The following is a 26,088-nucleotide window of genomic DNA, read 5'->3' on the forward strand; positions in this document are numbered from 1 at the left end:
TCAACTTGGTCTACCACTGCCAATTTAAAGGCAAGAGAATAATTTCGTTGGGTACGTTTACTGGTTGTTTTCATGACACTCTCCAATTTCATGTTGGATATGTGTCAACCTTATTTAGGACGGTACACTAGCACTAAAAAAGGCAGCTCAGGGCTGCCTTTTTTTTGTTCATTGCGGTAAGCGCTAATCTTGGCTTAAATCTAATTCGGCCAGATAAATAGCTGTTTTATCCTCATGGCTAGAATAGTAACTGCAATATATTGCATTACCTTGCTGCACCAAGCCGGGGTAACTAGTATCGCCATCAGATGGCAGCACTTGCACCTCATTCAGTTTTCCTTGGTCGGCATCTAACCAGCACAAACTGGTACGCACGGGTTGATATAAACGTACCGCGCATAACAAACGCCCATCATCTAATTTAAGCATGGCTGGCCCACCAATAGGAATACCTAGATCCTGCCACTGCCAATCCAAATAAGGCGGTTTGGCATAACCTAGCTGGCCGGTGCCACTGTCTTTGTCACGACGTAGCAAACACAAAGCGGCGCCGTCATCTAACAAGCTCAAGTCGTGCTCGTTAGGGTAAGCCAAGCCGTTTTGCGCTAAGCTAAATAGCGGGTCTAAGTGCATTTGGTAATCACCAGCTGCATCCATTTTATATAAGCTCACTTTATCTAAGCTGTAGTTATAAGCCACCGAGTAAGCACCATCGACTAAATAGCGGCTTCGCCACAACCACATATTGGCATCACCTTGGGCACATAGTTCAGACCAGGTACTGCCATCATCAGACCACGCAGTGAAGCTTTGTAGATCAAAGGTTTCGCTGCTGCGATTAACCCCCGCGCAGGTTAATAACAATCGGCCATCAGGACTTTGCACTAGCTTTGGGTCACGTAAGTCTATGCCATCAACGTGAATAAAGGCTGCTGAGCTAAAATCGTTTTCATCAAAGCTTCGACAAAGAATACGAATATCGCCTTCAATACTCACGTGGCCTTCGGCTTCGCGAAAGCATAACCACAAAGCCTGTTTAAACTCGCAGAGATCGGTAAAGGCATTGTGTTCCCCTTCATCCCAAACTCGCTCTACCGAACATAACTTCATAAACACCCTCTGAGCGATTAAACCAGCATCTAAGCTGAAATTTTAAGCTAATGATTTAAATGGCAAAGTAACTTAACAAGCACACCGAGCTAAAGCGCCATGACTTAATACCTTTATCGACGAATATCGTTTAAGCTGAATAACAGTTTTAGTTAATCGCAAAAATATCCCAAGGAGGGACTATGTTTTTGGATTTTTTCGCTTTAGGGCTACTGTTTTTTGTTGGCCTCACGCTGTTTTACGGAATTATCGCCATTCACGATATTCCCTATGAAATATCTAAACACCGTAATCACCCCCATCAAGACGCCATTCATGTAGCAGGCTGGATAAGCTTATTTACCTTGCATGTTATTTGGCCCTTTTTATGGATTTGGGCCACCTTATATCGAGAAGATCGTGGCTGGGGCTTTAAGCAACTCGAACAACAAGAACAAACCTTAGAGCAAAAAGAACAGCAACTAGAGTCTCGCGAAGATGAGCTTACTGCAGAAGTGGCTAAGCTCAAACGCCAAGTCGCCATTATTAGCAAACATGTGCAGCAGCTAGAACAACAGGAGAATCAATAATGGATTTATTGCTCATTCTCACTTACACCGGCATTTGCATTGCGGTGTTCAAAATATTCAATATTCCACTCACTAAATGGACAGTACCTACTGCGGTGCTTGGCGGCATTGTTATTATTGGGGTGCTGCTCATTTTAATGAATTACAACCATCCGTTTACCGCCCAAGCGAGGCAAATATATACCTCAGTGCCGATTATGCCCCTAGTTAGAGGTAAGGTTATTGATGTACCGGTAGTGCCAAATCAGCTGATTAAAGAAGGCGACATACTGTTTAAGTTAGACCCAGAGCCTTTTGAAGCCGTGGTTGCACAACGTGAAGCAGAAGTTGCAGCAGCGCAACAGCAAGTACCACAGCTATTGGCACAATTGGCCAGTGCACAAGCCACTACCAACGCAGCTAAAGCCGAACGAGACCGCACACAAAAGGCTTACCAACGTTATACCGAAGGCCGTAAAAAAGGCGGTAAAAACAGCCCCTTTACCGAGCTTGAAGTAGAAAATCGCCAACAAGCTTATTTGGCAGCCGAGGCGCAACTACAAGTGGCCGAAGCCAATGAAACCAATGCGCGATTGGCCTACGAGTCGCAAATAAATGGGGTAAATACCAATGTAGCCCGCTTGCAAAGCCAGTTAGATAAAGCCTTATTCGACTTAGAGCAAACAGTGGTACACGCCCCTACCGACGGCTATGTAACCCAAGTAGGTTTACGCAAAGGCATGGTGGCAGTCCCCATGCCGCTGCGCCCGGTAATGACCTTTATTCCTAAAGAAGAAAGTATTTTTGTAGGGGCTTTTTGGGAAAACTCTATCAAGCGTTTAAAAGCAGGAGACGAGGCCGAATTTATTGTCACCGCTCAACCAGGCATTGTGTTTAAAGGTACCGTTCTCCAAGTTATGCCAACCATTGCCGAAGGTGAATTTCAAGCAAATGGCAGCTTACGTGGTGCAGATGCCTTGTTTAAACACAGCCGTAGTTTAGTGATAATTGACCCAGAGCCGCGTTTTGACGACTTCGACTTTCCAATAGGGATCAGCGGCCAAGTGGCGATTTATACCGAACATTTCCATCATGTATCGGTGATACGAAAAGTACTGTTACGTATGCAAGGCTGGGTAAACTACATTTTCCCCTTCCATTAATGGCCCGTGACCCGTCCTAAAATAGGTTGACGGTTTTTAGGCCAGCTCCAGTAGCTGGCCTTTTTATTTGGAATAGATTCTTTATTGTTCTAACTCAACAACTCGTTGTTTGAGAACGGCTAACTCTTGGCGTAGCTCATCAATTTGCTGTTGTAGTTCAGCTTGTTGCACAGGCGCAACAGCAGCACTAACAGCACTAACAGCACTTGGCGCTGCGGCGGCAAACGAAGGCTCACCAGAGAACAAATGCGCATAACGAGACTCACGTTTACCGGGCTCTCGCTCTAATTTAACAACCAACTTACCGCTTTCGTGATCAGCAAGTGCTTGTAAGCTTTGCTCTACCTCTTGCACGCTAGCAAAATTAGCTAAGCGTTGGCTGCGAGTACGCAGTTCGCCGGGGGTTTGTGGGCCACGTAAAAACATTAAACACACAATAGCGCGTTCGCCTTCACTTAGCTGTAAGCCGCCAAATTGGGTATTACAAAAACGGTGCTGGTAACGGACTACGCGCCCCGACATGGGCGCTTCGGTAACAATCCGTAAATCTTGCAACTCCACCAAAATATCTTGAACTTCGGCTTCACTTAAAGCCATTACCGGTTCACGATTGCTTTTTTGGTTACACGCTAAGGTGAGCGCATTTAAAGACAGAGGGTATTGGTCAGGCGTGGTGGTTTCTTTCTCTAACAACGCACCTATCACTCGAGTTTGTTCTACACTTAAATTTTGTTCCACTCTACACCTCTCATTATCAACTAGGCTTACGCTAGAATTATGACATTTAGAATACGTTAAATAGCTTGCTTAAGCAGCTCTTGCTCGCACATTTCCGTACGCTAAATTAAACAAAGTTTTCAGCTTTAAGATTTCTTTTAATAAAGCCTCTTATTTGATGTTTTTTTGATGTAGATTAGCTTAACAGGTCTGATTACCCGCTAAGGTAGGCGTCCGCTCAACACGAGCGATTAAACGCGCATTGCCACCACGTGAAACGCTTAAGTAGGGACTTGCTGGACGCTATAGTATGGAATCATTTCGTTGGACTGCAGACTTTGAAACAGGTATCTCTGTTGTTGACGATCAACATCGGCATTTGATTGATCTTATTAATCAAATTGGCGATTTACTTACCGAAAATCAAGCCCCTAAAGGTGCTATTCAACAACTTAGCCAAGAGTTGGATACCTACGTAAAAGAGCATTTTCAAGAAGAAGAGATGCTAATGGCTCAGCATAAGGTAGATGCTCGCCATCGCCGCGCACATGTAAAAGCCCATCAGGAGTTTCTAGGTGAAGTGGCTAAACTCAGCCAATTCAACCACAACAGTCAACAAAGCAAAGTAAAACACCTACTCGACTACTTGATTCAATGGCTGGCTTACCACATTCTCGGCATTGACCAAGTATTGGCTAAACAGCTGCACTTTATTGAGCAAGGCGATAGCCCAGAGCACGCCTACTGCCAAACAGAACAACCCAATGATTTGGCGACCGAACCGCTCATTGCCGCCTTGCGTGGCTTGTTTCATCAAGTGAGTGTCCGTAACCACGAGCTATTAAAGCTAAATCAAAACCTTGAGCAAAAAGTGCAAGAGCGTACCCTTGCATTACAGAAAACCAACCAGCATTTACAGTCTTTAGCGCATACCGACGTGCTTACTGGCTTACCTAATCGCCGCCATGCCATGATCCAACTCATGGAGCTATGGAAACAATCAGTGGCTAACGATACCCCTTTAGCTTGCATGATGATTGATGCAGACCACTTTAAGCAGATTAACGACCGCAATGGTCATGATGCTGGTGATGCAGTATTAATGCTGCTGGCGAGAGCCTTGCGCGAATCGGTGCGTAACGACGACGTTGTAGCTCGTTTAGGGGGCGATGAGTTTTTACTTATTTGCCCTAATACCGACGAGCAAGGTGCATATCGCTTAGGAGGATCAATTCGCGAACGCATCGAGAATATGCAACTAAATCATCAAAAATATCAGGTGAGTGTGAGTGTTGGCGTGGCTAGTCGCAGCCCCAAAATGCCACACCACGAAGCCATGATGAAAGCCGCCGACAAAGCGGTATACCAAGCCAAAGCCGAGGGTAAAAACTGCGTAAGACTGTATAAACACAGCACCAGTAAACAAGCTTGTTGAGCCGCTAGCCCTAATCAGCACAAGACTCTACCAAAGCCCCGCGCTACACTAATAGCATGCAGGGCTAAGGGCTTGCTCGATGGTTTGTTTTAACGCTGGAATTCCTCATGACAATAGACATTAGCTGGTCGGCCCTAGGGCTATTTTGCCTAGTATTGCTTATTCCAGTGTTTATTAACTGGCGCTTTAATTTAGCCTTGGGTAAAGACATTGGCATCAGCCTAGTGCGCATGTTGTTGCAACTTGCTCTGCTTGGTGTGTATCTGCAATTTCTTTTTGAGCTAAACAGCCTGTGGATAAATCTACTATGGTTAACGGTCATGTTGTTAGTGGGGGCCAGCGCCATTATTGGCAAAGCCAAATTACCACGCAAAGCCTTATTTTTTCCGGTATTAAGTGGCTTAATATTGGGTTTAAGCCCACTACTGGTAATTTTGCTACTAGCACTACTCAAACCCACCCCAGCCTATAGCGCTCAATACCTCATTCCTTTAGCCGGAATGCTTTTAGGCAATAGCCTTAGTGGCAACATTGTGGCCTTACAACGGCTATTTAGCGCCTTAAACGAAAAAACCACTGAGTACCAAGGTTACCTAGCCCTTGGGGCTAGCCGCCAACAAGCCACCCAAGGTTTTGTGCAATCGGCTATGCAACAAGCGTTTGCCCCTGTTTTAGCCTCTATGAGTACCGTTGGTTTGGTTACCCTACCCGGTATGATGACTGGCCAAATCCTTGCAGGTAGAGACCCAATGGTGGCTGTTAAGTACCAACTGGTGATCCTTATCGCCATTTTTGTCATGCTCAGCATTTCTATCGCCACCACCCTTAGCTTGAGTATTCGTGTCGCCATTGGCCAAACGGGCTTGGTAAAGTTTGGTATCAACAAAACCAATGCTTCAACGGCTTAATCATTCAACATACTTGTTAAGTTTTCGGTTGTGGCTAAGTCAGTGTTCATAGTAACTTTTAGCTTTACCGCAAGGAGCATAACTATGACATTCAAAGACTTACACTACCAAACTGCACCATTGTTACTTTGCAATGTATGGGATGTCGCTAGCGCCCAACTCGCCGAGCAGCTAGGCTTTAAGGCTATTGGAACCTCAAGTGCAGCCATTGCGGCCTCGCAAGGTTTTGCCGACGGCGAGCAAATGCCTTTTGACAGCCTCTACTCAATAGTTAAACAAATCCGCCAACATTCAACACTTCCTTTCACTGTCGATATCGAATCTGGTTATAGCCGCGAAGCAAATAGCTGAGAACATAAAACGACTGAGTGACGCTGGTGTAGTAGGAATCAATATTGAAGATAGTGTGGTAGCTCAGCAACGCAGTTTATTAAACGCCGACGCGTTTGCAGCGACTATTGCACAAGTAAGGCAACAACTTAGCCAGCAGCAAATAGACATATTTATTAATGTGAGAAGTGATGTGTTTTTATTAAACACTCAAGATGCTATCGAACAAGCTAAACAACGCATCGCGCTTTATACCGCAGCAGGTGCTAACGGTATCTTTCTGCACTGCTTAGAAAAAGCGGAGGATATACAAGCCATTTGCGAGTTTAGTGAACTACCCATTAATGTTATGTGCATGCCACAACTAGCCGACTTTACTCAATTGCAAGCGTGGGGAGTGAAGCGAATCAGCATGGGTAACTTTTTGTTTGAGAATATGCAGCAGCACCTCAAAACCCAGCTTAATTGTATTACACTGCAGCAGTCTTTTGCGGGCTTGTTTTAAACCTGCACCTCTCCCCTAAACAGCACTATTAACCATGTGAAAACATAACTAATAGCCAATGCCAGCAGATTTAGTTGGCTAACTTTTTAGCGGTTGCTGCCACTTCTGCCCCTAACGCTTTTACCCGTTGCTCCATATCTGCATCGGCTAACTGGCCTTCGGCGTTAAAAGCTTGGTAAGACGAACCTACTGCCACTTGCTTAGGGCTAACCAAAACGCCTAAGTTGAACAAAATATCGCGCGTATGGGCTAAGCCACGTATGCCGCCTAAACCGCCCGGCGAGGTAGCCATAATACCGGCAACTTTACCTTGAAAGGCAGACCCAATATCAGCGTCTTTAGACGGACGCGACAACCAATCTAAGGCATTTTTTAGCACCCCAGAAATAGAACCGTTGTACTCTGGGCTAGCCAACAAAATACCATCGGCTTGGGCGAATAAGTGCTTTAAATCATTTACCGATGCCGGTGTGCCTTCGGCTTCTAAATCTTCTGAGTAAAGTGGAATAGCAAAATCGGCTAAATCAACGTAGCGTACTTCTGCGCCAGCTTCCTCCGCGCCTTGAGCGGCAATTTTTACTAAGTTCTTGTTAAATGATTGAGCGCGTAAGCTACCTGCAAGTGCGATTAATTTAGTCATTTTATGCTCCTCAGCATTACCTTCTAGATGAAGTTATTGTCGATTTGAGAACATTGTTGCATAAGCAAATTTGAAGAAGAACAACATACGTGCAACACTTCTGTGCATGAATGCACATAAGAATGATTGGAACGACATCCATATTGCTTACCAAGTGGCTAAGCTAGGCACACTTACTGCTGCGGCAGAAGCCTTGGATGTTCACCACAGTACGGTACTGCGCAGAATTAATGCCTTAGAAGAGCGGCTAGGCACCCGCTTGTTTCATCGTCATGCTCGCGGTTATCAGCCAACCGAATCCGGCATAATGCTAACTCAAGCCGCGGAAAGTACGCAAAACGACTTTAGCCGCTTATTAGGTAAGTTAGCAGGCACCGACAACCAACTGTCGGGGACTTTGGTGCTCACCACCGTGAACAATATGGCAGATATTTTGTTGCCAATATTGGCCGAGTTTCAAGCACTGTACCCACAAATAAAACTGGAATATGCAGCCGACAGTCGTATTTTAAAACTGGAACATGGCGAAGCCCATGTAAGCATTCGTCCAGGCAAAAAACCTAAAGACCTTGATTATGTGGTGCAAAGCCTAGGGGAAATACCCGTCACTTTGTATGGCTCTAAAGACTATGTAAAACGGTACGGGAAAATTGCGTCACTAGAGCAGGTGGTAGGCCATAAGTTTATTTCAACCATTGAGCCCTACTCGCAGATTAGTTTTATTGATTGGATGAATAGCGAGTTAGATCCGCAACAAATTGCTTTGAAGGTGAATGACTTTAATGCCTTTGTTCCTGCTATAAAGGCAGGCTTTGGCGCAGCGCCACTCAATTGTGAAACCGCCAAAGCCTATCCTGACCTACTGCCACTTATGGCACCACCAGAACATTGGGCGATTCCACAATGGCTTACCACACATGTAGATATGCACCGCACCAGTAAAGTACAGGCCTTTACTCAGTTTTTAAAGCAACGTTTTAGTACCTTAACAAACGCCAATTAGCCTGAATGTAGCGAGTACTACTGATTACTTTCACTGGGTTGATACCGATAATGGCCAGTAATTTGATAGCTAAATAGCATGTCTTCTAGTTGAGGCCCCAAACCAATGTTGTGCACTATTTTAGGCACACCATCGGCTGATAACTGATCACTCACAATACCAATATGCGGCAAGTTACCCGGTAGCATCCAGGTGACTATATCACCGACTTGGTAATCGCTAGCTTGCTGGCTACGCTCGAACGACTCGCCATGGCGAGCAAAAAACACCTGTAAATTAGGTACCCGACGATGATCAATATTGCGATCGGTGCGGCTTAAGCCCCAGATACGTTTAGACGGATACTGCGCAAAATGCTGCTTCATGTCTTCATGTACTTGAACTTGTAAATCAATGCCAAGTGCACGGTAGGAACGAATAAGCACATCGGTGCACACCCCAAAGTGTTCGGGCACATCACCATTAGGATAATCCAGTGCAAAGTAGGCACCATTGTAAATCACCGTGTGCTCTGTTCGCGCCAAGGCAGCATCAACCAACTGTTGCGAAAAAGTGCTGCCAAGCACCGGTAATGAAATCACGCCTACTAGCAACAACACCAACCTAAACATAATACTCCCTATCGATGACTTACCATTCACTCACTCAACGCTATCTTACATACTTTCGGCATCATTACTAACAATTGAGTCAATGTGAAGACGCCATTCACCCATATTTATCGATGCGAGCTTATAGTGCATAGCTAGATCAAGCTCACTAAATAAGCAAAATTCTCTAATACTATGGAGGTAGCTCTAAACCTCAATTGATGTAGATCATTTTTTGTAGGCTACTCGCTGGTTATGTTGAAAGTGTAACAACAATCAATAGAGGTAATAAAAATGGAATTAATACAAGATCCGCGTTGTTATACCGACGTTTGTATAGACGGCCAATGGTACCACTACGACCATTGCGGCACTTCAGCTTATATGCTTAAAGGTGGAGCGTCTTCGGGTATAGAATTACAAAGCATTCCCACCACCGAAAACGAATTAATCGAATTACTGTCTAGATAAGAGCTGGTAACTTACACCTGTTCGAGCTGAACGGGTGGCTAGTTTTGCCAAAGCATGCGCCACACATTGATTGGCTAAACAGCTAAGTGCAAGGCCTCCATTTCTGCTTGTGCCTTTCCCCTACACCAAAGACTAGCAAAGAAAAACGGCTACCCGAAGATAGCCGTTGTTGCTGCAGTATCGGCTGCAGTGTTTACCAGATTTATCCCTTCACTGGCAAGCCATCACCACGTGCGGCCAAACGAGGCTGAACGAATACTGCAGTGGTCATAGCAGGTACTTCAAAAGTGCCATCAGCAAACTCAGCGTCTTTAACCACTAAGTCTGTTGAACGTTGCTGTACGGGGTGCAACTCAAAACCCTGCGCATTGTTAATGCTAATTTGCTGGGTTTCTGCTGTTGCGTTCACCATAACCACAATCGCATCATAGTTACTGTCTAGGTCAGCACCTGAATGAATACCATTGTCGATTGATTGCACAATCACACCCGGTATTTGGTCTACCCCGGTATTGTGGAAGTCGATACGCGCCATAATGTCTTGCTTAGCATTCATGCGGAATAGCGTTGAGCTGGTGCGCATTTCCATTAAATCAAAGAAGCGTAGTTTGGCATCTTCAATATGTTGCGGCTCGGCTTGAGTTTCAGGGTTAGCAATGATTTTCTTAATCACATCATAGTTTGCGCCATCGATGTGTTTCATCGGCAAACCCTTGTTCCAGTTGTTATCTTGGGCGGTGAAATCAACACGGTTGTACCAATCGCCCGAGTCGTAGCTATCACGCTCCATTGACTTAGAACGTAGCAACTCTGAGCCCATGTGGATAAATGGTATACCTTGACCTGTCATCACCGTAGACAAGGCAACGGTTTGTATACGTGCACGTTGCTCTGGCGTTAACTCTTCGGCCAATTTGTACTGATTAATGTCCCACAGGGTTTGGTTATCGTGCTTAGATACGTAAGAAATATTCTCTTGGGCACTTTCGGTGTAGCCTGCTGGTTGCTCATCACCACCATAAAGCAATTCACTGCCTTTAATGCGATCGCCATTACGGTCAACAAATTGGAAATCAGCCAAGTTACCCGCCATGCCTACACGGATAAGGTCGGCGTTGTACATCCAAGTTTCGTTGTAAGTGCTGTCAGGCGTATCGGCATTGAGTTCATTGGCTAAAACCGCATTGGCAAAACCTTGCTGCTTACGTAGCTGATCACCATCATCAAATGGGCTACCACCACGAATACCATCACGTAAACGGTCAGAGAAGGTACCTATCCCAGTGCCAGCCATGTTTAGCTGGTTTGCTTGAACAAAACGAGCGTCATCTTGCACTTCACCAAAGGTCCAGCCTTCGCCGTAAAAGTAATTATCTGACGATACTTTTTGCACTTCTTCTAGTGCTTCGATCATTAAGTCTTTTGGTTGGTGACCCATTAAGTCAAAACGGAAACCATCAATTTGGTAATCACGCGCCCACACAATTAACGAGTCAACCATCAGTTTACCCATCATTTTGTGTTCGGTAGCAGTGTTGTCACAACAGGTTGAGTTTTCCACTACACCGGTATCAATAGTTAAGCGTTGGTAGTATCCCGGTACAATTTTATCCAATACCGACTTATCGTTGCTAGGGCCAGAACCATGGGTATGGTTATACACCACGTCCATAATCACTCGCATATCTTGCTGATGTAAATGCTTCACCATTTGGCGGAATTCTAAAATACGCTGTTTGCCATGTGCATCAGTAGCATAGCTGCCTTCTGGCACATTAAAGTGGAACGGGTCGTAACCCCAGTTAAAGCTATCGTACTGGCGTAAATCGTTCACTAAAGCTTGCACTTTTTCAGTGGCAGGGTTTTCATCAACATAAGCTTGCAGCACATCTTCAATCACCGCCGACTTATCGGTACCGTCTTCACACACGCCAGCATTGGCATTTAGCTCACACAACTCACCAATGGTGCCATCAATGTCTACGCGATTTACTTCATCAACCGTAGCAATATCAAACACTGGTAACAGGTGCACATTATTTAAACCGCGATCGCGTAACTGCATTAAATGCTTGTAACTGGCGCGTTCTTCATCGGTAAAGGCTAAGTACTTACCGGTATATTCTGGGTTACCATCTTCATCGGCAAAACTAAAATCTCGTACCTGTGTTTCGTACAATACGTAATCGGTAGGAGAGTCAATGGTTGGCGGAACAATGCTGTCCCAACCACTTGGGAACAATTCACTGTCATTTTGTAAATCGACAACCTGCGAATGGGTGCTATTAGCCGATAAACTTAGTGAGTAAGGGTCGGTCACCATTAGCGTTTCAATACGCTGGCTATTTGGGTGGTATACCTCAACTTGGTAACGGTAAAAAACATCCACCATATTAGGCATCGCTTCGCTAGACCAAATACCCGTTGCAGGATCAAACTCCATAGCCACAAAGCCCTGATCGGCGTGTGCGCTTAAGTCTTCATCGTACAAGGCCAGTTTTACATCTTTAGCCGTTGGCGCCCAAAGACGGAAAGTTGTTAAGCCATCTTGAATCACCGCACCCAGCGGCTCATCTTTAGCATTTTCCCAATATAGGTCATCTAGCGCCCCAGGAATTTGCAACAAGGTAGCGGCAACCACCTCTTCATCTTGATTATACGCCGCTGCCACTAGCTGACCTTTTATCACCTCGGCAGCTTGTTCTGCATTTAATTCGTAAGCTTGTAAATGCGCCAAATGAGGGAATTGAGCTTTCACATCTGCTGGCATCTCGGTAATGTTTAATTCTAAGGCTTCGCCACCCTCTATTGTTTTATCTTCGACATTTACCGAAATGCCGGCATTAGCAGAATGGTACAGTTTAAACTGGCTGCCATTTGCATCCCATAGAATGAGGTTATCACGCACCCAGTGTGCACTTGCGCCAACAATGCCAACTGGAGGTTGGTTTACCTCGGTGTAATCGGTATCTACATACACGTTGTCATCGCCCGTCTTTATCAAGCCATGTTTGTAGTCAGTGTAGTAGAAGCGTAGGTCACCAGTTTGGCCACCCTGCTCTAAATTACGCGGGATCATATTGATACACTCACCAGCATGATAAGCGTCAATCACCCAGTAAGCGCCGTAAGTCTCGTTAATGCCGGTGTATGCCATGCCAGCATCCCAACCACCTGTAGCATCACCATCGCTGCCATCACCCCAACCATTACAACTGGCATCGTTCCAGCCGTGAATAGTCCAACCTTGGTAGTACTCCTCTAAAGACTGATTGCTTGCTTTAGCATCGTCTAAACGGTAATAAACGGCAATTTGACCGTCTTTTAGCTCTACAAGACCGTTTTGATCACCATTGTCATTGTTACTGCTGCTATTACAGGCAGCCAACGAAACAGCCGCCAGCACTGGCAAAGTTAACTTTGCAACTTTGGATAATTCCATTCCGAGATAACCTCATTAGTTTTATTTTTATAGTGTTTAATGCTTTGAAACTTTCATTTTTTAGCCTATACACCTAAATAAACCAAAACTGTGAGATATGCCTAGCTCAGGTTTAAGCGCTCAAATATCAACCAAGCAGTTTCTAATTTGCCAGCCTTTGTCACTATATTATTCTAAAAAATAAAAATAACTTAGATAATAAAACCATAAACAATTGTTATTTCAGACCTTTAAGGACTTTGAGAGGTAATTTTCAAGCACTGACTTAAAAAAGAAAAGCACCAGTAATCAGAATTAGTGCTTAAAAAGGGGCTAACTTTCCATTGAGTAAGTGCTAGCAGATACAGCACTAAACTAGGGTCTGTTGATCTTTGGTGTTGAAATGTTGTTCGAGATAAGCGGGCTTTAATCGCGGCGAGCACTTAGAAGCCTAGTGGGCTAAGCTAGAAGTGCTTAACAAAGAGTAAAGTTCGCTTATCCAAACCCTTCGGGCAGCATTTCTTAGCCATTTATTTAGCGTTAGCGAGTGATTATTAAGCCCACTTAACTGCACACTCAATGCCTTGCCTAAATGGCTAATAAATTGCTGCAAAAACCATCAGCAAAGATCAATATACCCTAGGCATAGTTACGCCCCAAAAACCATCAGATACGCGCCATAGTAGTGCGTTTAATTGCAGCCTTTTTTGAAACAAATTTCTCCAGCCCTACTCGCAGCAATTTTATGTGCAAACGGTACATTTCGTGCAGAACAAAAATCACCCATTTGCACAACAAAACTCAAGCCAAAAGAAGAGCATATTTGGCACAGCTTTTGGAACGCTTAACACGATGGAATAACTAGCGTGACCACCAATATAGCGATTGTTGTCACCAATAGATGGAGTTAACACAATGAGCCAAACTAACGATTTTCCACTCTCGGCGGTTCCACAAGACGCCCGTAAAGGTTTTTGGTCTACCGCTTTTGTACTTTTAGGGTTTACTTTCTTCACTTCCACCATGTGGGCAGGTGGCACACTCGGTACCTCATTTAGTTTCACCGAGCTGCTGTGGATCATACTAATAGGTAATTTGCTATTAGGTAGCTATGCCGCAGGGCTGGCTTATGTGGCGTATAAAACCGGCTTAAACTCGGTATTGCTAGGGCGATACTGTTTTGGAGAGCATGGTAGCAAGCTATCTGACATTATCTTAGGTTTTACCCAAATAGGCTGGTACGCCTGGGGTACCGCCACCATAGCGATTATTTTGCTTAAGCTGCTCAACTTACCCGAAAGCTACGCAACACCTTTAATGGTGCTGTTTGGTTTTGGCTTTTGTATTACCGCATTTATTGGCTACAAAGCCTTAGAAATTCTTTCCAAAATATCTGTCCCCGCCATGTTGGCATTTATCGGCCTATCGATTTACCAAGGCAGTATTGATATAGGTGGCCTCTCTCAACTTAGCAGCATTGTGCCAAGCGATACCATGGCATTCTCTGCGGCAATTACTTTAGTATTTGGTACCTTTGTGAGCGGCGGAACCCAAGCAACCAATTGGAGTCGTTTTGCTAAGTCTGGCCGCATAGCGGTTATCACTACTTTGTTAGCTTTCTTTATTGGCAATGGCTTAATGGTATTTGTCGGCGCGTTCGGCGCGATGGTTTACCAGCAAGCCGACATCGTAGACGTACTAGTAAGCCAAGGCTTTATTCTGGTTGCTATTCTGATGTTATTTGCCAACATCTGGACAACCCAAGACAACACTATTTATAACTTTGCCGCCGCCGGCTGTAACTTGATGAGAACCGACAAACGCCGCTTAATTACTCTAGTAGGTGCGGCCATCGGCACCCTGCTAGCAGTATTTGGCATGTATAACCTGCTTATCCCATTTTTAATCCTTTTGGGTACCTTTATTCCACCCATTGGCGCCATCATCATGGCTGATTTTTGGTTTAAACATCGTGGAAACCCACCAGCATTAGAGCAAATTAAGCTACCTAGTTTCGATAAATGTGGTTTAGCTGCGTACGCGGTTGGTTCGGCTGCAGCCTACTATTCCCCTTGGATAGCGCCGTTAGTTGGGATTGTTGTGTCGGCCAGTTTCTATGGTGTATTGCTGCACATTAGCTCGGCTCAGCCCTTAGCCAAACAAACGGCCAGTTAAGGAGGTAGTGCTTGGCTATTCGCGCTAAAGATATTCCCCTAATCCCCGGTTTAGAGAGCATTAACTTGCTTACCGGGGAAGCTTCTCAACAAACTATTCGCTGGCCATACTTAGCAGAGAACAAAGAGCTAGCACCTTGGTTAACCGGTGGTGAACTCGTCTTTGTTACCGGTATAAATTTGCAACGAAGTGAACAAGAGTATTATCAACTTATAGATGAAGCTTTAGAGAAGTCGGCGGCAGGCATGGTTATTCTGACCCACTCAGAATTTATCGACACCATTCCCGAGAGCGTGATTAGCTATGCCAACCAACATCAATTTGCAGTACTAGAGCAGCCTTACAGCTTGCCTATGGTTAAAGTTACCGAGCTAATTTGTAAGGCCTTAATTCAAGACAACCTATCTAGCCACTCGCTACAGCATTTCATTAGCCATGTGATTAATAGCCCCAACCAACTATCGATGTTGTCTCGACACCGCGCCAAAGAATTAGGCTTAAACTTTGATGCGGCGATTAGTATTGCCCAACTACAACCACAAGTTAGCGATGCAAGTGACTTAAATGTTTGGGTATTTCAGCTTCGCCAGTGGCTAAATCACATGCGAAGCCCCTACCCGCTAATTGAAGATCATCACGGCTGGTATTTATTGTTGCCCATTCAAGCTCAAGACTCTTTAGAGCAACAGCGTATCCTTTGGCAGCAGCTCAATCAGTATTTAATGCCACAAAAGCTTAAATACAATTTGGGTGTGAGTGTTAGCCCACAAGGGCTAAACCAGTTGGCCAATGCCGCTTTGCAGGCTAGACAAGCTGCAGAGTTTAGCCAATTACAAAGCCATCATTCCGCCATTGTGCACTACTTGGATTTAGGGGTGAGCCGAGTATTTGCCGCCATTGAGGATCCACAAATTTTACTGAACTTTTGCTGCGACAAACTCGGGCCCTTATTCCATTGCCAAGAACCTAGCTTAATCACCCTTAAGCATACTCTACGCTGCTACTTTGACAATTTAGCCAACCTAAGACAGACCGCCAAAGAGCTAAATATTCACCGAAATACGCTCAGCAACCGTCTCGCCAAGGTACAAACACTCACTGGTTGCGACCTAGAACAAGCGCAGCAACGTCTAGAATTACAAAATGCCCTGCTGATGGAGCCAATTACAATCCAGCGGCAACAACATTCTGTTCAAGGATTATCATGAAAATTATTAACGCACGTTTAAGAGGGCAGACAGAGCTGTTTAGTCTATCTGTTACCCAAGGGCTAATTACTCATATCACTCCGCAAACCGCGGCTTTATCAGCTAACTTGCCAGAATATGAAGAAGCGATAGATGCCGCCGGTAATTTATTGTCTGCTCCTTTTGTTGAGCCGCATATTCACTTAGACGCAGTGCTCACTGCCGGGCAGCCCTCTTGGAACATGAGCGGAACCTTGTTTGAGGGGATTGAGCGCTGGAGCGAACGTAAACCGCTGCTCACCCCCGAAGACATCGAACAACGCGTGTTAAAAACTGTGCAACTGTTGGTTGAAAATGGAGTGCAGTACATTCGCACCCATGTGGATGTGACCGATCCACAACTCACCGCACTTAAAACCATTGCCAAGCTAAAATCTAAGCTGTCTTCTGCAATCAATTTACAAATTGTTGCCTTTCCCCAAGAAGGGATCTGGTCTTTTCCCAATGGCAAAACCTTAATGGAGCAAGCCATTAAAGAGGGAGCAGATGTAATAGGCGGAATTCCCCATTTTGAATTTACCCGCGAATATGGGGTAGAGTCGATGCACTGGGTGGTGGAGCTCGCCAAACAACATGATCTATTGGTAGATGTGCACTGCGACGAAATTGACGACGAAGCATCGCGCTTTTTGGAGGTGCTAGCCACCGCAGCCCTAGAGCTTGATATGGGCGAGCGCGTTACCGCCAGCCACACTACCGCGATGCATTCTTACAACAACGCCTATTGTTCTAAATTATTTAGGCTACTCAAAAAATCTAAAATAAACTTTGTCTCTTGCCCTACCGAGAGCATTCACTTGCAAGGCCGCTTTGATACCTACCCTAAACGACGCGGCGTAACTCGAGTGAAAGAGTTATGTGAAGCCGGCATGAATGTCTGCTTTGCCCAAGATTCTATTCAAGACCCTTGGTATACCTTAGGCAACGGTAAACTTCTAAGAGTATTAGACGCTGGCTTACACATCTGCCACATGATGGGTTATAAAGAGCTATCTAAAGCCTTGGATCTTATTACCAACAATGGCGCTAAAACCTTACAAGTAGAAGCTGAATACGGTATTGAGGTAGGCAAACCTGCAAACTTTATTTTGCTAGAAGGAGAAGACGATTTATCGGTGATTCAACGCCAAGGCGAAGTACTGTTATCGGTACGAAATGGCGAAATACTGATTCAGCGTCAACCAGCTAAGCTAATTAAACATTGCTCTTTCTCTAAAGAGTAAACCTCGGTAAGTCATTAGCTTGAATGCGGACTTGCAGGCAAAAATAGGGAGCATTACTCAAGTAAATGAGCAGTGCCCCACTACAGTTTTCTCACTAAAAACTAGTCTAGCCAAGGACCAGGATAACCAATGCGATTAGGCGAGATGATAAACTCATCAAACCATGCAAACTCGTCTTTGGTGGCATTCCATTGGTCGCCACTGCTTCCGCCAAAAAAGGTACTAAAGAACACTTTGGTAATCTTATTGTTTGGCTCATCGGCTGCACGGAACATCACTTCGTCGTAGTAAGCGGCTTTTTTGCCATCTAACCAGCCTTCCATTAAACCATCGGTATACCCTGGAGTATTTAAGCGGAAGTGCATTTCCACATGGTGCCATTGGTTAGGAATAAACTTCGCTTGAAAACCCTCGGTATTCCACCACCAGCGGGTGCGGTCATGCGCAAAGTGAGTATAGAACTCGGCTTTACCCGCTTCGCGCCACATTAAACGCCCCTTCCATTCATGAGTTCGGTCAACAAAAGAAACCGAGCCAGACAGACCAGGAAGTTTACCGCCCAGCACAAAATCGAAGTTTTCATCAAACTTCACCCAGTAGGACAAGTACATTTCTTCGTATTCACCATTAATACTCATATGCCACTGAGCACCACTGTCAGAAGACGTTCGCTTACCTTGAGGGTAAAGGGCACGCACTGATTTTCCTGTTGGGCCGTAATGTACATCCTCGTCCACAAACAAACGCTGCTCCACAGCACCATTTACCCACTTGGTAGGAGACCAAGCATTAACCCACTCTTTTTTAGTCGGAAAGCCTGAGTTGAGATTGTCCATGTTGTAGTAAGCCACACCTTCACTTGGCTCTGGCGGCTCAACTGGGTCAACTGGAGAAATTAAGTCGTCGCCTTTAGAAAGGTCAACAACCCGAACATTATCGTAGCGAATATAAGTGGTTTTACTTGGTGCCCAACTCGAATCTGCACCACCATAAAAGGTGCTAAAGAAGAACCGGTTAATCAAGGTTTCATCGTTAATAGTGCCACGAAGGTCGATGTTCTCAGCAGAAGACACAACATCACCATCCACTTTAAGAACCACTTTACCGTCGTAGGCCTCAGGGGCGGAATTCAACTTTACTTCCAAGGCCAATTGCTGCCACCGACCACTAACAAACGCGCCCTCATAGCTGCGCTCACCATCGCCGCAACGTTCAATGCGATTTTGGCCGTAATAGTACGCTTGAGCAGAGCCATTAGGTCGCCACATGGGACGTACGCTCCAGCCATTTGGAATAGCTTCAGAGCACCCCGTTGTATGCACCGTTGGTGACAAACCCGGCAACTTGCCGCCACGAACAAACTCAAAACCATCTTCAAAAAAGATGTCATAAACTAAACTGTAATGTTCACCGCCGGGAATAGACACTTTAGTTTGCAAGCGTTCTGAACCTCTACTGGTAGGCGCATAACTCACCCGCAAGCACTGGTCGCGCCCATCACCACAGTCTTGAACAACAGTGGTATCGTTAACATTTTTCCACTCATCTCCAGAGGAATAGGACTCGAAATCTTCAATGTAAACGAGGTTTCCTTCTGGCAATTCTGGCGGCTCAGGTATTACCGGCTCGCCAATTTGACAGCTAACCTGGTTAAAACTCCCCACCCCTTTAATTCCAAAGTCGGTACTTTCTCCGGGTTTTAACAGGCGGTTAAACTCGCTACCAGAGGCTGTAAACACTTGTCCGGTATCTTTAACATCAGCACTCCACGCGCTGCTTAATGCCACATCGTTATCAAAAACAATATTCACATTCCAAACTTGGTTACTGCTTCCAGCATTGCTAACTTCAATATCTTTAAGCATGAAGCGTTCGCCACTCCAGTTCTTAATTGTGCCAATGGAACAATCAAGACCAGCGCTTGCTTGGCCCGCATAGGCAACTAACAATAAAGCCAATGCTGGGCTTAGCGTTGCAGTTTTCATGGTATCTCCCAATATATATTTCAAATTTTGAGGGTGGTGCAATCGTCAATACACCACTTTGGTTTAATTAAAAGCTTAAAAAATACGTATTTTCACGAAATCACAAGCGTTGCTGGCATAAAAGTTAATGCTGGTGCCGCTTATCTGATTACTTGAGCGATAGTTGCTATCGACATTCAATTGGCCTGCGCCATTGAGCGATTCCACCACGCCGCGAAAATCACACTGTTTATTACTGTCACTATCCCAAACCTGCAGGGTTCTATTCACTAAATTCTTGGTTAAATCGACGCAGCTCGAGGTGCGTAAATCCAACTCAACTCGGCCGTTGCCGGAATACTGATGACAACTGCTAGAGGGTGGAACAGGCTGATCGGGTAGTTTCTCTTCGCTACTTGGAATGAGCCGTAACCAGTTAAAATTAAACTGACCACTATGTACTTCTATGCTTAGGTCGTGGGAACCAGCACTTAGCTCACCAAGAGAAAAGCGCTGGGTTTTATAAACATGGTAATCACCGGTGTTATCGACAAGTTCATTAGAGAGGCGCACCTCTCCGTCAAGCAATATAGAAATCAACCCCGTATCGCGATTGGCCCCGGTTCGTAACTCAAGGTCATAATCCTTAGTTTGGTTTAACAGCAAGTCATAACTCAGGCTTTCACCATTGGAAATCCAACCAATGTTGTAACTACCGCTCGAATCTTGGGTGGCTTGTATATCTACATCACCAGAACGGTAAGCCCCGCCTTTGTTGCCGGCTGCACTGTCAACGGCTCTGGCGTAATCTTCAGCTTGTATAGTTAACTCGCCTGAGCTTTTAGCAATAGGAAAGGTGAAATCATCATCGATATTCTCGCTACTACAAACCCACCACGGTTGCCCATTTGCATCTCGTTGATCGCAATCTTTACGCAAATAATCAGCACACTGCTCAGCAAAGTTATCCTTGGCTGTGCCTAAGAGTTTAGCTGCTGTAGTACAGGACAGATCATTCTTGGTGTCTACTGGCGTAATAGGCTGCGAATCATCAGGGTTGGAACAATCAGTCCACACCTTAAAGTCATCCATATAGATGTACTCGTTTTTGGGGGAATGAAAACGTTCATCGGTGGCGCCACCACCGCGATAGGTATGGAAGATCAGGTCGTTAATCTTAACGTTGCTTTTTCCCGCTCCTCGGTATTCAACGTCATCCATATCCAGCCCCACTTCACCATCAATCTCCATGCGAAGTAAGCCGTCTTTCTGTCCTGGGGTATTTAGTTTGATGTACTGCCGAATGGTGTACCAACGATCCGCTTCCACCTGAGCAAACTTATAATCAATACCACAGTTCCCCTGCCTTGGTTCTAAGCGATTAGGAAAATAGCTATACACAACCAAATTGCCATTTTTGCGCCACATTAAGCGAGCTGAAAAGCCGTTTTTAATAGTGTCTAAGTTTTGGGTACAGCCAACCGGGATCCGTCCTGGCCCACCAGCTAAACCCGGCAACTTACCACCCGAAGCCCAAACAAAATCTTTGCCAAACTTGATGCGGTATTGCATTACCGCTTCATCGCTTTCAGTAAACTTTTGATCAAACAAAATACCACTGTTTGTGCCGCCAGCTATGTTGGCGGGATAATGAGTTCTTAGCACGCCATTCCCCACTGCATTGCGAGCACGCCAAGTGGTTCCCGCGCGATCTAAACCTCGAACATCACCCGCTGCATTTTTTTCTAATACACCAAAGTCTGTGGTGGCCATCGCCTGGGTGTAGGAGCTAAATGCCCCCGAATGCTTATTAAAGTTGATGTCTTTGACCAATTGACAACTATTGGCAGAGTTAGCTTGAGATGAAACGCCAGCTAGCATAGCGCAAGAGGCTAATACCAACGCTTGGTAACCAGGCTTATATAATCGAGTGGGCACTCTAAACTGAACAGCATTGGATGCCATTTGGTTTTTCCGTGAATTAAACATATGAAACTCTCCAAGCAAAAACCTGTAGCGAACACTAAGCTACTCAGGCAGCAAGACGAGGCATGCTGCATGAGTAAGAGATTTAAATCGCGAGGTTTAAGCTCAAAATAGATGAATGATTATTGGCTACAGTTTGATAAAAACTGCCAGGAATTATCGCTACCGGGCTCAGTTTTGGTATACCACTTGGCTAAGTAAAGCTTGCCTTCATGCACCATTTGGTCTCCCTTCTCAAGGTGATTGGCTTCGCCACCAGACCAATCTTTGCGGGTCCAATTGGGATATACAGTTACACCTTGGCATTCACCAGCGTTATCTGAGTTATCGTTCCCACCGTTGTCCGAATCAAACTTTTCAAGCTGAAGCCAATTTAGATTCCAGGCGCCATCAGTGGCTTTAATAATCAAATCCTGTTGACCTTTGCTTAGCTCAACCTTATGGCTAAGAGTTGTCCAGTTTTGCCAGCCGCCTGTAGGGGCAATATCCAATAGCCCATAAACCTCGCCATCAACTGACTGCAGCTGCAAAGCCGTTTGGCGCTCTTGCGCTGCCACCCGATAGGAAACTATATATTGTCCCGCTTCACTAACATTGACCCGATAGGCCATGGTGTCACCAGCATCAACCCAACCAACATTCTCACCACCACCCACATCTGTGGTTGGCTGTGTTTTCACACCATTCATTGTGCAGTAATCTTCGGCCTGAATTTTTCCGGGAACAACGATGACCTCACAAGCTGGATTGTCATTACCGCCGTTATCGCCCCCATTATCTTCTCCGGCAGTTGGCCAGTTTAAAATAATGTCTCGCGCTTTCTGGCCTGATTCAGTGTATGCACCGGAACTATCTAGTGCTGAAGCCCCCTCTAACTTGTCGTTATACGCCCAATTGGCATGGCTAATGTTGTTTTTCTCCAAGAAGGCCATCCAGGCATCAGTGCTGCTGTGGTCAACAGAACCATCTCCGTTAGCACTCACACTACCCCATTCTGTGGCAAATAAAGCAATACCGTTATCTAGGGCCGTTCTTGCAGCAGAGCGCAGCCACTCGCTGTGAGTTGCAGCATAAAAATGTAGGGTGTAGGCAATGTTGACTCCATCAATAGGATCTTGTGAGGCTTCATCTACTTTTTGTGACCACTGAGGAGTACCAACAACAATCAGATTGTCAGGGTCTTCAACACGAATGGCAGAAATAACAGCTTCTGAATAAGGCTTTATCTCAGACCAAGGTACCTGTAGAGGTTCGTTATAAATCTCGTAAATCACATTCTCATAGTGGCCATAATCTTTAGCCATGCGAGAGAAAAAGTTAATCGCTTCACTCCAATCGTGTTCATGGGCATGGTGAGAATGCCAATCAATAATCACGTACATATCATTGGCAATAGCCGCTTCAACAACCCTACGAACCCTAGCTTCATTGCCATCGGGATCATCAAAGTAGCCTCCATTTTCATCAACACCCATTGCTGCACGAACCAGCGTGGCATTCATGTCAGACTTCATTTTTTCAACTGCTGAGGCCTGGTAAAACTTTTCGCCACCCCATCCATTGTTACTCCAAAACAGGCTCATACCAGCAAAGCTTTTAGGCTCACCGCCAGCCAAAATTTGGTTCCCACTCACTGTTAATGGCTCTAGAGCATAAGCAAAAGATATTGCAAATGTACTGGCTAATACACAGCCTTTTAACACTGCAGAACCAACATTTAATTTATTCCTTATTTTCATTTTTATTAATTCCTTTTTAGTCACCTCATTAACACCAGGCCACTCAATCAAGAAAAACGTTTAATAAATGACCAAGCCGCTAATTATTAAAAACACATAAAAACCAAACAATCAATAAAAATCATCAACAGAAAAAATAATGTGAAAAACCATGAAACAAGTGAGATCGGCCACCAAATTTGTGACAAAAAACACCAAGGATTAAAAAATTTAATAAAGCAAAGAAATAAAAAATAAACCATTTAAAATACAAAAACATAAATAATATAAAATTTACAATAGGCTTTAAAAACTCATTCTTTATCAACGATAAAATCAACTAAGACAAAGTAAATTGTTTATTCATATGGAGGAATATAGCTTCCATAGATAATGAACGAGTCACTAAAATCTAGGCCATATAGAATATAGCCAAGTGTAAAATTTGGTCTTGAACTTATCGCTTAAAATAGCCTTGCTTTATAAAGATCAAGGCTAACAACAAGGTAAGGAAATAAATCGATGAATTTAATTTATTGGAGAAATGGATTGAAAACTTGGCATCTAAAATAATAACGGGCCTAGTAGGCCCGTTATTGGATAACAGTAGCTATATATTTATTCGGCAGTAAAGTTAAACTTTTGCCCGCCAATACTAGCTTCGTACATTAAACCGCCTTTAGCTAAGGTAAATACTGCGTAGCCACTCACGTAGTGGGCTTTAGATTGAGTAGTGCCTGCTGCGGCACCAGTGCCAGATGTACCCGCTTGAGCAGACGCACCAACCGTTAAGGCCACCGCACTGGCTTGCGCGCCAAATTCAAAGCTGCCACTGGTAAATTCGTCGAAAGCACGTTTGTCTTGAAGGAAGATGATTTGGCTAAACGCTTGCCCACCAAGCTGGAAACCAAGTGTAACTTGACCCATATTCACGCTGCCGGTAGATGCTCCGCCTCGGTAAACTTTACCTTCACCGTAAGCACCACCAATACCAATGCCACCTTTCCCTATAGTAGGAAACACCGCATAGCCATAAGCATTGTTAAAAAAGGGGGTGGTTCTATCAGATTTTTTAAACTGTTGTATTGTTGTCTGATAATCATCAGCCACCGCTTGAAAGCTCAAGACCAATACACCAATACACAGTGCCAACCATTTCTTCATAAATAAACGTCCCTAGATGTGGAGTAAGGTGCAAGCAGCATACACGATGTATATAAAAATCGGTATGCTGCGCAAAAATACTTCTAAGGGACTGTAAACTTAGGCCTTTGGTTGATATATGTGATAACGCGTTTGATAGCGGTAGGTTTCGCCAGGTTCTAGCCAGCAACTTTGGTGCGGCCAATCTGGGCGATTAGGTGAATCTGGTAAGAACTGAGTTTCTAACGCTACGCCGCTATGCGCTTGATAAGTTTCTCCGTTAAACCCTGGATTACCGGTTAAGAAGTTGCCGGTATAAAGCTGAATAGCCGGTTTGTTGGTATACACCTCCATGGCTAATGAGGCATCGTCGGCCACGATTCGCGCCACAGCCTCTCCACTCTCTATTACAGATTTTTGCAATAAGTAGCTGTGGTCATACCCGCCGACTAGTTGTTGGTCGGCGTCTTTTTTCAAATCATCGGCAATGGCTTTAGCCTGCCTAAAATCAAAGCCTGTATCACTCACCTCTTTTAATCCGTCTACCGGAATACCATCTTCTGCTACAGGCAAGTATTGGTCGGCGGCAATGTATAGTTGATGCTGCAAAATAGTAGAACTCGCGGCATTCAAGTTAAAGTAACTGTGGTCAGTTAGGTTCACTGGGCAGGCTTTATCTACTGTTGCCGAGTAGTCCAACACTAATTGGTTATCTTCATCTAGGGTGTAATCAAGCTGTGCTTGCATGTTGCCCGGAAAACCACATTCGCCGTCTGGCGAGATAATGGTAAAGCGTACTTTGTTGTCAGCTAGTTGTTCGCCATGCCAGTCTCGGTGACTAAAGTCACTGGCGCCATGCAGTTGGTGTTCACCTTGGTTAGCTTTTAAAACAATGCCTTTGCCTTGATACTCGATATGCGCTTGTTTAATACGGTTAGCATAACGGCCAACGGTAGCGCCCAAAAATGCGTTTTGTTTTAGGTAATCGTCAAAGCTGTCGCAACCCAGAACTACTTCTCGTAACTCGCCGCTGCTCATTTTAATCTTTAAGCTGGCCAAGGTTGCCCCCCAAGCCAGTAGCGTTGCTTCACTGCCTTGTTTATTTTTTAAGGTAAACGTTTGCACTTCGGGGTTGGATTTAGCGAACGACATTTACAGCTCCTAGATAAATAATAATAGGGGGTAGGTTAAGTCTTTACGCTTGGCATAAACTAAAGCCAAGGCCAGCGGGGCTTACAGAGTACTTAACCTAGATGATTACACGATAATATATTTACCAAACAAATCTACCTAAGCATAAAAAACATAATGCGCTTAACAAGAAATTTGTGAGGCTTATCGCCTTATCCTAGCCTTAAGCAAGCGGTGTTTCATCACTTACACGCCAGCGTTATACTGTGTTTGGCGCAAACCATAAGGATTAGCTTTGTCATACTCGTTGCTTCATACAGGTGTTATTGGAATAACCACATTGCTGCTCACCGCATGCTCTACTGGGTATCATGGCTCTTACGCCGAACGCAGTTTTTATCAAGGGGATGCCAGTAGCCTTAACTATATTGGGCCAGCAAGTGGCGAACACTGCCAAACTCATGCTTTATACCTTCTCCCATTAAAACAAAGCCCTTCTACTCAGCTGGCACTGCAGCAAGCTAAACAGTCACAAGCGGCCACTTTAATGCTAAGCGATGTAAGCATTAGTGATACCACTAAATGGCGAGTAGGTTATGCGATACAGTGCATTACTGTTGAGGCCGATGCTTACGGTAAATAGGCTTACATTTACCGATG

20 protein-coding genes and 1 pseudogene are annotated in these 26,088 nt (G+C 44.8%); 11 read left to right on the plus strand and 10 right to left on the minus strand.

Annotation, left to right across the window (positions count from 1 at the left end):
* Positions 1-183: 183 nt before the first annotated feature.
* Positions 184-1,110 carry an exo-alpha-sialidase gene (locus tag FFR00_RS05310; RefSeq protein ID WP_137672349.1) on the minus strand — a complete coding sequence of 309 codons (927 nt, stop codon included), beginning with the start codon at positions 1,108-1,110 and terminating at the stop codon, positions 184-186.
* 182 nt (positions 1,111-1,292) lie between these two features.
* Here FFR00_RS05310 and FFR00_RS05315 point away from each other — a divergent pair, with 182 nt between their 5' ends.
* Together FFR00_RS05315 and FFR00_RS05320 are read left to right on the plus strand one after the other, a co-directional pair.
* The gene (locus FFR00_RS05315; protein WP_137672350.1) at positions 1,293-1,679 is read left to right on the plus strand and encodes a DUF3302 domain-containing protein; all 387 of its coding nucleotides are present in this window, start codon (positions 1,293-1,295) and stop codon (positions 1,677-1,679) included.
* Positions 1,679-2,821, plus strand: a complete 1,143-nt coding sequence (locus FFR00_RS05320; protein WP_137672351.1) for an HlyD family secretion protein — start codon at positions 1,679-1,681, stop codon at positions 2,819-2,821. Before FFR00_RS05315 ends, FFR00_RS05320 begins: the two co-directional genes overlap by 1 nt.
* A gap of 81 nt (positions 2,822-2,902) precedes the next feature.
* Here the strand turns inward: FFR00_RS05320 and FFR00_RS05325 are convergent, their stop codons facing one another.
* Positions 2,903-3,559, minus strand: coding sequence for a YceH family protein (locus FFR00_RS05325; RefSeq protein WP_137672352.1), 657 nt, complete (start codon positions 3,557-3,559; stop codon positions 2,903-2,905).
* Between the two features lie 289 nt (positions 3,560-3,848).
* On the opposite strand from FFR00_RS05325, the gene FFR00_RS05330 reads away from it, so the two are divergent.
* From FFR00_RS05330 to FFR00_RS05340, 3 genes and pseudogenes are all read left to right on the plus strand, one after another.
* Positions 3,849-4,973: a GGDEF domain-containing protein gene (locus FFR00_RS05330; protein ID WP_137672353.1), complete on the plus strand. Its 1,125-nt coding sequence runs from the start codon at positions 3,849-3,851 to the stop codon at positions 4,971-4,973.
* Positions 4,974-5,080: 107 nt separating this feature from the next.
* The gene (locus tag FFR00_RS05335; protein WP_137672354.1) at positions 5,081-5,881 is read left to right on the plus strand and encodes an ABC transporter permease; all 801 of its coding nucleotides are present in this window, start codon (positions 5,081-5,083) and stop codon (positions 5,879-5,881) included.
* Between the two features lie 84 nt (positions 5,882-5,965).
* Positions 5,966-6,716, plus strand: a pseudogene (locus FFR00_RS05340) (isocitrate lyase/phosphoenolpyruvate mutase family protein).
* Between the two features lie 70 nt (positions 6,717-6,786).
* Here the strand turns inward: FFR00_RS05340 and FFR00_RS05345 are convergent.
* Positions 6,787-7,356 (minus strand): NADPH-dependent FMN reductase, encoded by a 570-nt coding sequence (locus FFR00_RS05345; RefSeq protein ID WP_137672355.1) that lies wholly within the window; start codon positions 7,354-7,356, stop codon positions 6,787-6,789.
* Between the two features lie 106 nt (positions 7,357-7,462).
* On the opposite strand from FFR00_RS05345, the gene FFR00_RS05350 reads away from it, so the two are divergent.
* The gene (locus FFR00_RS05350; protein WP_137672356.1) at positions 7,463-8,359 is read left to right on the plus strand and encodes a LysR family transcriptional regulator; all 897 of its coding nucleotides are present in this window, start codon (positions 7,463-7,465) and stop codon (positions 8,357-8,359) included.
* Between the two features lie 17 nt (positions 8,360-8,376).
* Here FFR00_RS05350 and FFR00_RS05355 read toward each other — a convergent pair whose 3' ends face one another.
* Complete coding sequence (locus FFR00_RS05355) at positions 8,377-8,970, minus strand: DUF1287 domain-containing protein (protein ID WP_137672357.1); 594 nt, start codon at positions 8,968-8,970, stop codon at positions 8,377-8,379.
* A gap of 273 nt (positions 8,971-9,243) precedes the next feature.
* On the opposite strand from FFR00_RS05355, the gene FFR00_RS21755 reads away from it, so the two are divergent.
* The gene (locus tag FFR00_RS21755) at positions 9,244-9,420 is read left to right on the plus strand and encodes a hypothetical protein (RefSeq protein ID WP_016399804.1); all 177 of its coding nucleotides are present in this window, start codon (positions 9,244-9,246) and stop codon (positions 9,418-9,420) included.
* Positions 9,421-9,622: 202 nt separating this feature from the next.
* Here FFR00_RS21755 and pulA read toward each other — a convergent pair whose 3' ends face one another.
* Positions 9,623-12,862: a pullulanase-type alpha-1,6-glucosidase gene (gene pulA, locus FFR00_RS05360; RefSeq protein WP_137672358.1), complete on the minus strand. Its 3,240-nt coding sequence runs from the start codon at positions 12,860-12,862 to the stop codon at positions 9,623-9,625.
* An 894-nt stretch (positions 12,863-13,756) separates the two neighbouring features.
* Between pulA and codB the strand changes: the two genes are divergently transcribed.
* The 3 genes from codB to codA are packed head-to-tail and all read left to right on the plus strand — an operon-like array spanning position 13,757 to position 17,486.
* A complete protein-coding gene (codB, locus tag FFR00_RS05365) occupies positions 13,757-15,016 on the plus strand; it encodes a cytosine permease (protein ID WP_137672359.1) in 1,260 nt (419 codons plus the stop codon).
* 11 nt (positions 15,017-15,027) lie between these two features.
* Positions 15,028-16,224: a PucR family transcriptional regulator gene (locus FFR00_RS05370; protein ID WP_137672360.1), complete on the plus strand. Its 1,197-nt coding sequence runs from the start codon at positions 15,028-15,030 to the stop codon at positions 16,222-16,224.
* Positions 16,221-17,486: a cytosine deaminase gene (codA, locus tag FFR00_RS05375; RefSeq protein WP_137672361.1), complete on the plus strand. Its 1,266-nt coding sequence runs from the start codon at positions 16,221-16,223 to the stop codon at positions 17,484-17,486. The genes FFR00_RS05370 and codA overlap by 4 nt, the downstream gene beginning before the upstream one ends.
* A 101-nt stretch (positions 17,487-17,587) precedes the next feature.
* Here codA and FFR00_RS05380 read toward each other — a convergent pair whose 3' ends face one another.
* From FFR00_RS05380 to galM, 5 genes are all read right to left on the minus strand, one after another.
* Positions 17,588-19,471, minus strand: coding sequence for a polysaccharide lyase (locus tag FFR00_RS05380; RefSeq protein WP_137672362.1), 1,884 nt, complete (start codon positions 19,469-19,471; stop codon positions 17,588-17,590).
* 75 nt (positions 19,472-19,546) lie between these two features.
* Positions 19,547-21,439 (minus strand): polysaccharide lyase, encoded by a 1,893-nt coding sequence (locus FFR00_RS05385; protein WP_137672363.1) that lies wholly within the window; start codon positions 21,437-21,439, stop codon positions 19,547-19,549.
* Positions 21,440-21,558: 119 nt separating this feature from the next.
* A complete protein-coding gene (locus FFR00_RS21800; protein ID WP_201798702.1) occupies positions 21,559-23,175 on the minus strand; it encodes a cellulase family glycosylhydrolase in 1,617 nt (538 codons plus the stop codon).
* A 597-nt stretch (positions 23,176-23,772) separates the two neighbouring features.
* On the minus strand, positions 23,773-24,318 hold the full coding sequence (locus tag FFR00_RS05400; RefSeq protein ID WP_137672364.1) for a lipid-binding SYLF domain-containing protein: 546 nt from the start codon (positions 24,316-24,318) through the stop codon (positions 23,773-23,775).
* A gap of 99 nt (positions 24,319-24,417) precedes the next feature.
* Positions 24,418-25,449 (minus strand): galactose-1-epimerase, encoded by a 1,032-nt coding sequence (galM, locus tag FFR00_RS05405; protein ID WP_137672365.1) that lies wholly within the window; start codon positions 25,447-25,449, stop codon positions 24,418-24,420.
* A 274-nt stretch (positions 25,450-25,723) separates the two neighbouring features.
* On the opposite strand from galM, the gene FFR00_RS05410 reads away from it, so the two are divergent.
* A complete protein-coding gene (locus tag FFR00_RS05410; RefSeq protein WP_137672366.1) occupies positions 25,724-26,071 on the plus strand; it encodes a hypothetical protein in 348 nt (115 codons plus the stop codon).
* Positions 26,072-26,088: the final 17 nt, after the last annotated feature.

The sequence above is a fragment of the Agarivorans sp. Toyoura001 genome, assembly GCF_005405585.1.
GTDB lineage: Bacteria > Pseudomonadota > Gammaproteobacteria > Enterobacterales > Celerinatantimonadaceae > Agarivorans.

Bases quoted from the DNA above. Each gene is read 5' to 3' on its own strand.
- FFR00_RS05320 (WP_137672351.1), top strand. From the start codon at position 1,679: ATGGATTTATTGCTCATTCTCACTTACACCGGCATTTGCATTGCGGTG.
- galM (WP_137672365.1), bottom strand. From the start codon at position 25,449: ATGTCGTTCGCTAAATCCAACCCCGAAGTGCAAACGTTTACCTTAAAA.
- codA (WP_137672361.1), top strand. From the start codon at position 16,221: ATGAAAATTATTAACGCACGTTTAAGAGGGCAGACAGAGCTGTTTAGT.
- FFR00_RS05350 (WP_137672356.1), top strand. From the start codon at position 7,463: ATGAATGCACATAAGAATGATTGGAACGACATCCATATTGCTTACCAA.
- FFR00_RS05345 (WP_137672355.1), bottom strand. From the start codon at position 7,356: ATGACTAAATTAATCGCACTTGCAGGTAGCTTACGCGCTCAATCATTT.
- FFR00_RS21755 (WP_016399804.1), top strand. From the start codon at position 9,244: ATGGAATTAATACAAGATCCGCGTTGTTATACCGACGTTTGTATAGAC.
- pulA (WP_137672358.1), bottom strand. From the start codon at position 12,862: ATGGAATTATCCAAAGTTGCAAAGTTAACTTTGCCAGTGCTGGCGGCT.
- FFR00_RS05330 (WP_137672353.1), top strand. From the start codon at position 3,849: ATGGAATCATTTCGTTGGACTGCAGACTTTGAAACAGGTATCTCTGTT.
- FFR00_RS05385 (WP_137672363.1), bottom strand. From the start codon at position 21,439: ATGTTTAATTCACGGAAAAACCAAATGGCATCCAATGCTGTTCAGTTT.
- FFR00_RS05310 (WP_137672349.1), bottom strand. From the start codon at position 1,110: ATGAAGTTATGTTCGGTAGAGCGAGTTTGGGATGAAGGGGAACACAAT.
- FFR00_RS05335 (WP_137672354.1), top strand. From the start codon at position 5,081: ATGACAATAGACATTAGCTGGTCGGCCCTAGGGCTATTTTGCCTAGTA.
- codB (WP_137672359.1), top strand. From the start codon at position 13,757: ATGAGCCAAACTAACGATTTTCCACTCTCGGCGGTTCCACAAGACGCC.
- FFR00_RS05315 (WP_137672350.1), top strand. From the start codon at position 1,293: ATGTTTTTGGATTTTTTCGCTTTAGGGCTACTGTTTTTTGTTGGCCTC.
- FFR00_RS05355 (WP_137672357.1), bottom strand. From the start codon at position 8,970: ATGTTTAGGTTGGTGTTGTTGCTAGTAGGCGTGATTTCATTACCGGTG.
- FFR00_RS05400 (WP_137672364.1), bottom strand. From the start codon at position 24,318: ATGAAGAAATGGTTGGCACTGTGTATTGGTGTATTGGTCTTGAGCTTT.
- FFR00_RS21800 (WP_201798702.1), bottom strand. From the start codon at position 23,175: ATGAAAATAAGGAATAAATTAAATGTTGGTTCTGCAGTGTTAAAAGGC.
- FFR00_RS05380 (WP_137672362.1), bottom strand. From the start codon at position 19,471: ATGAAAACTGCAACGCTAAGCCCAGCATTGGCTTTATTGTTAGTTGCC.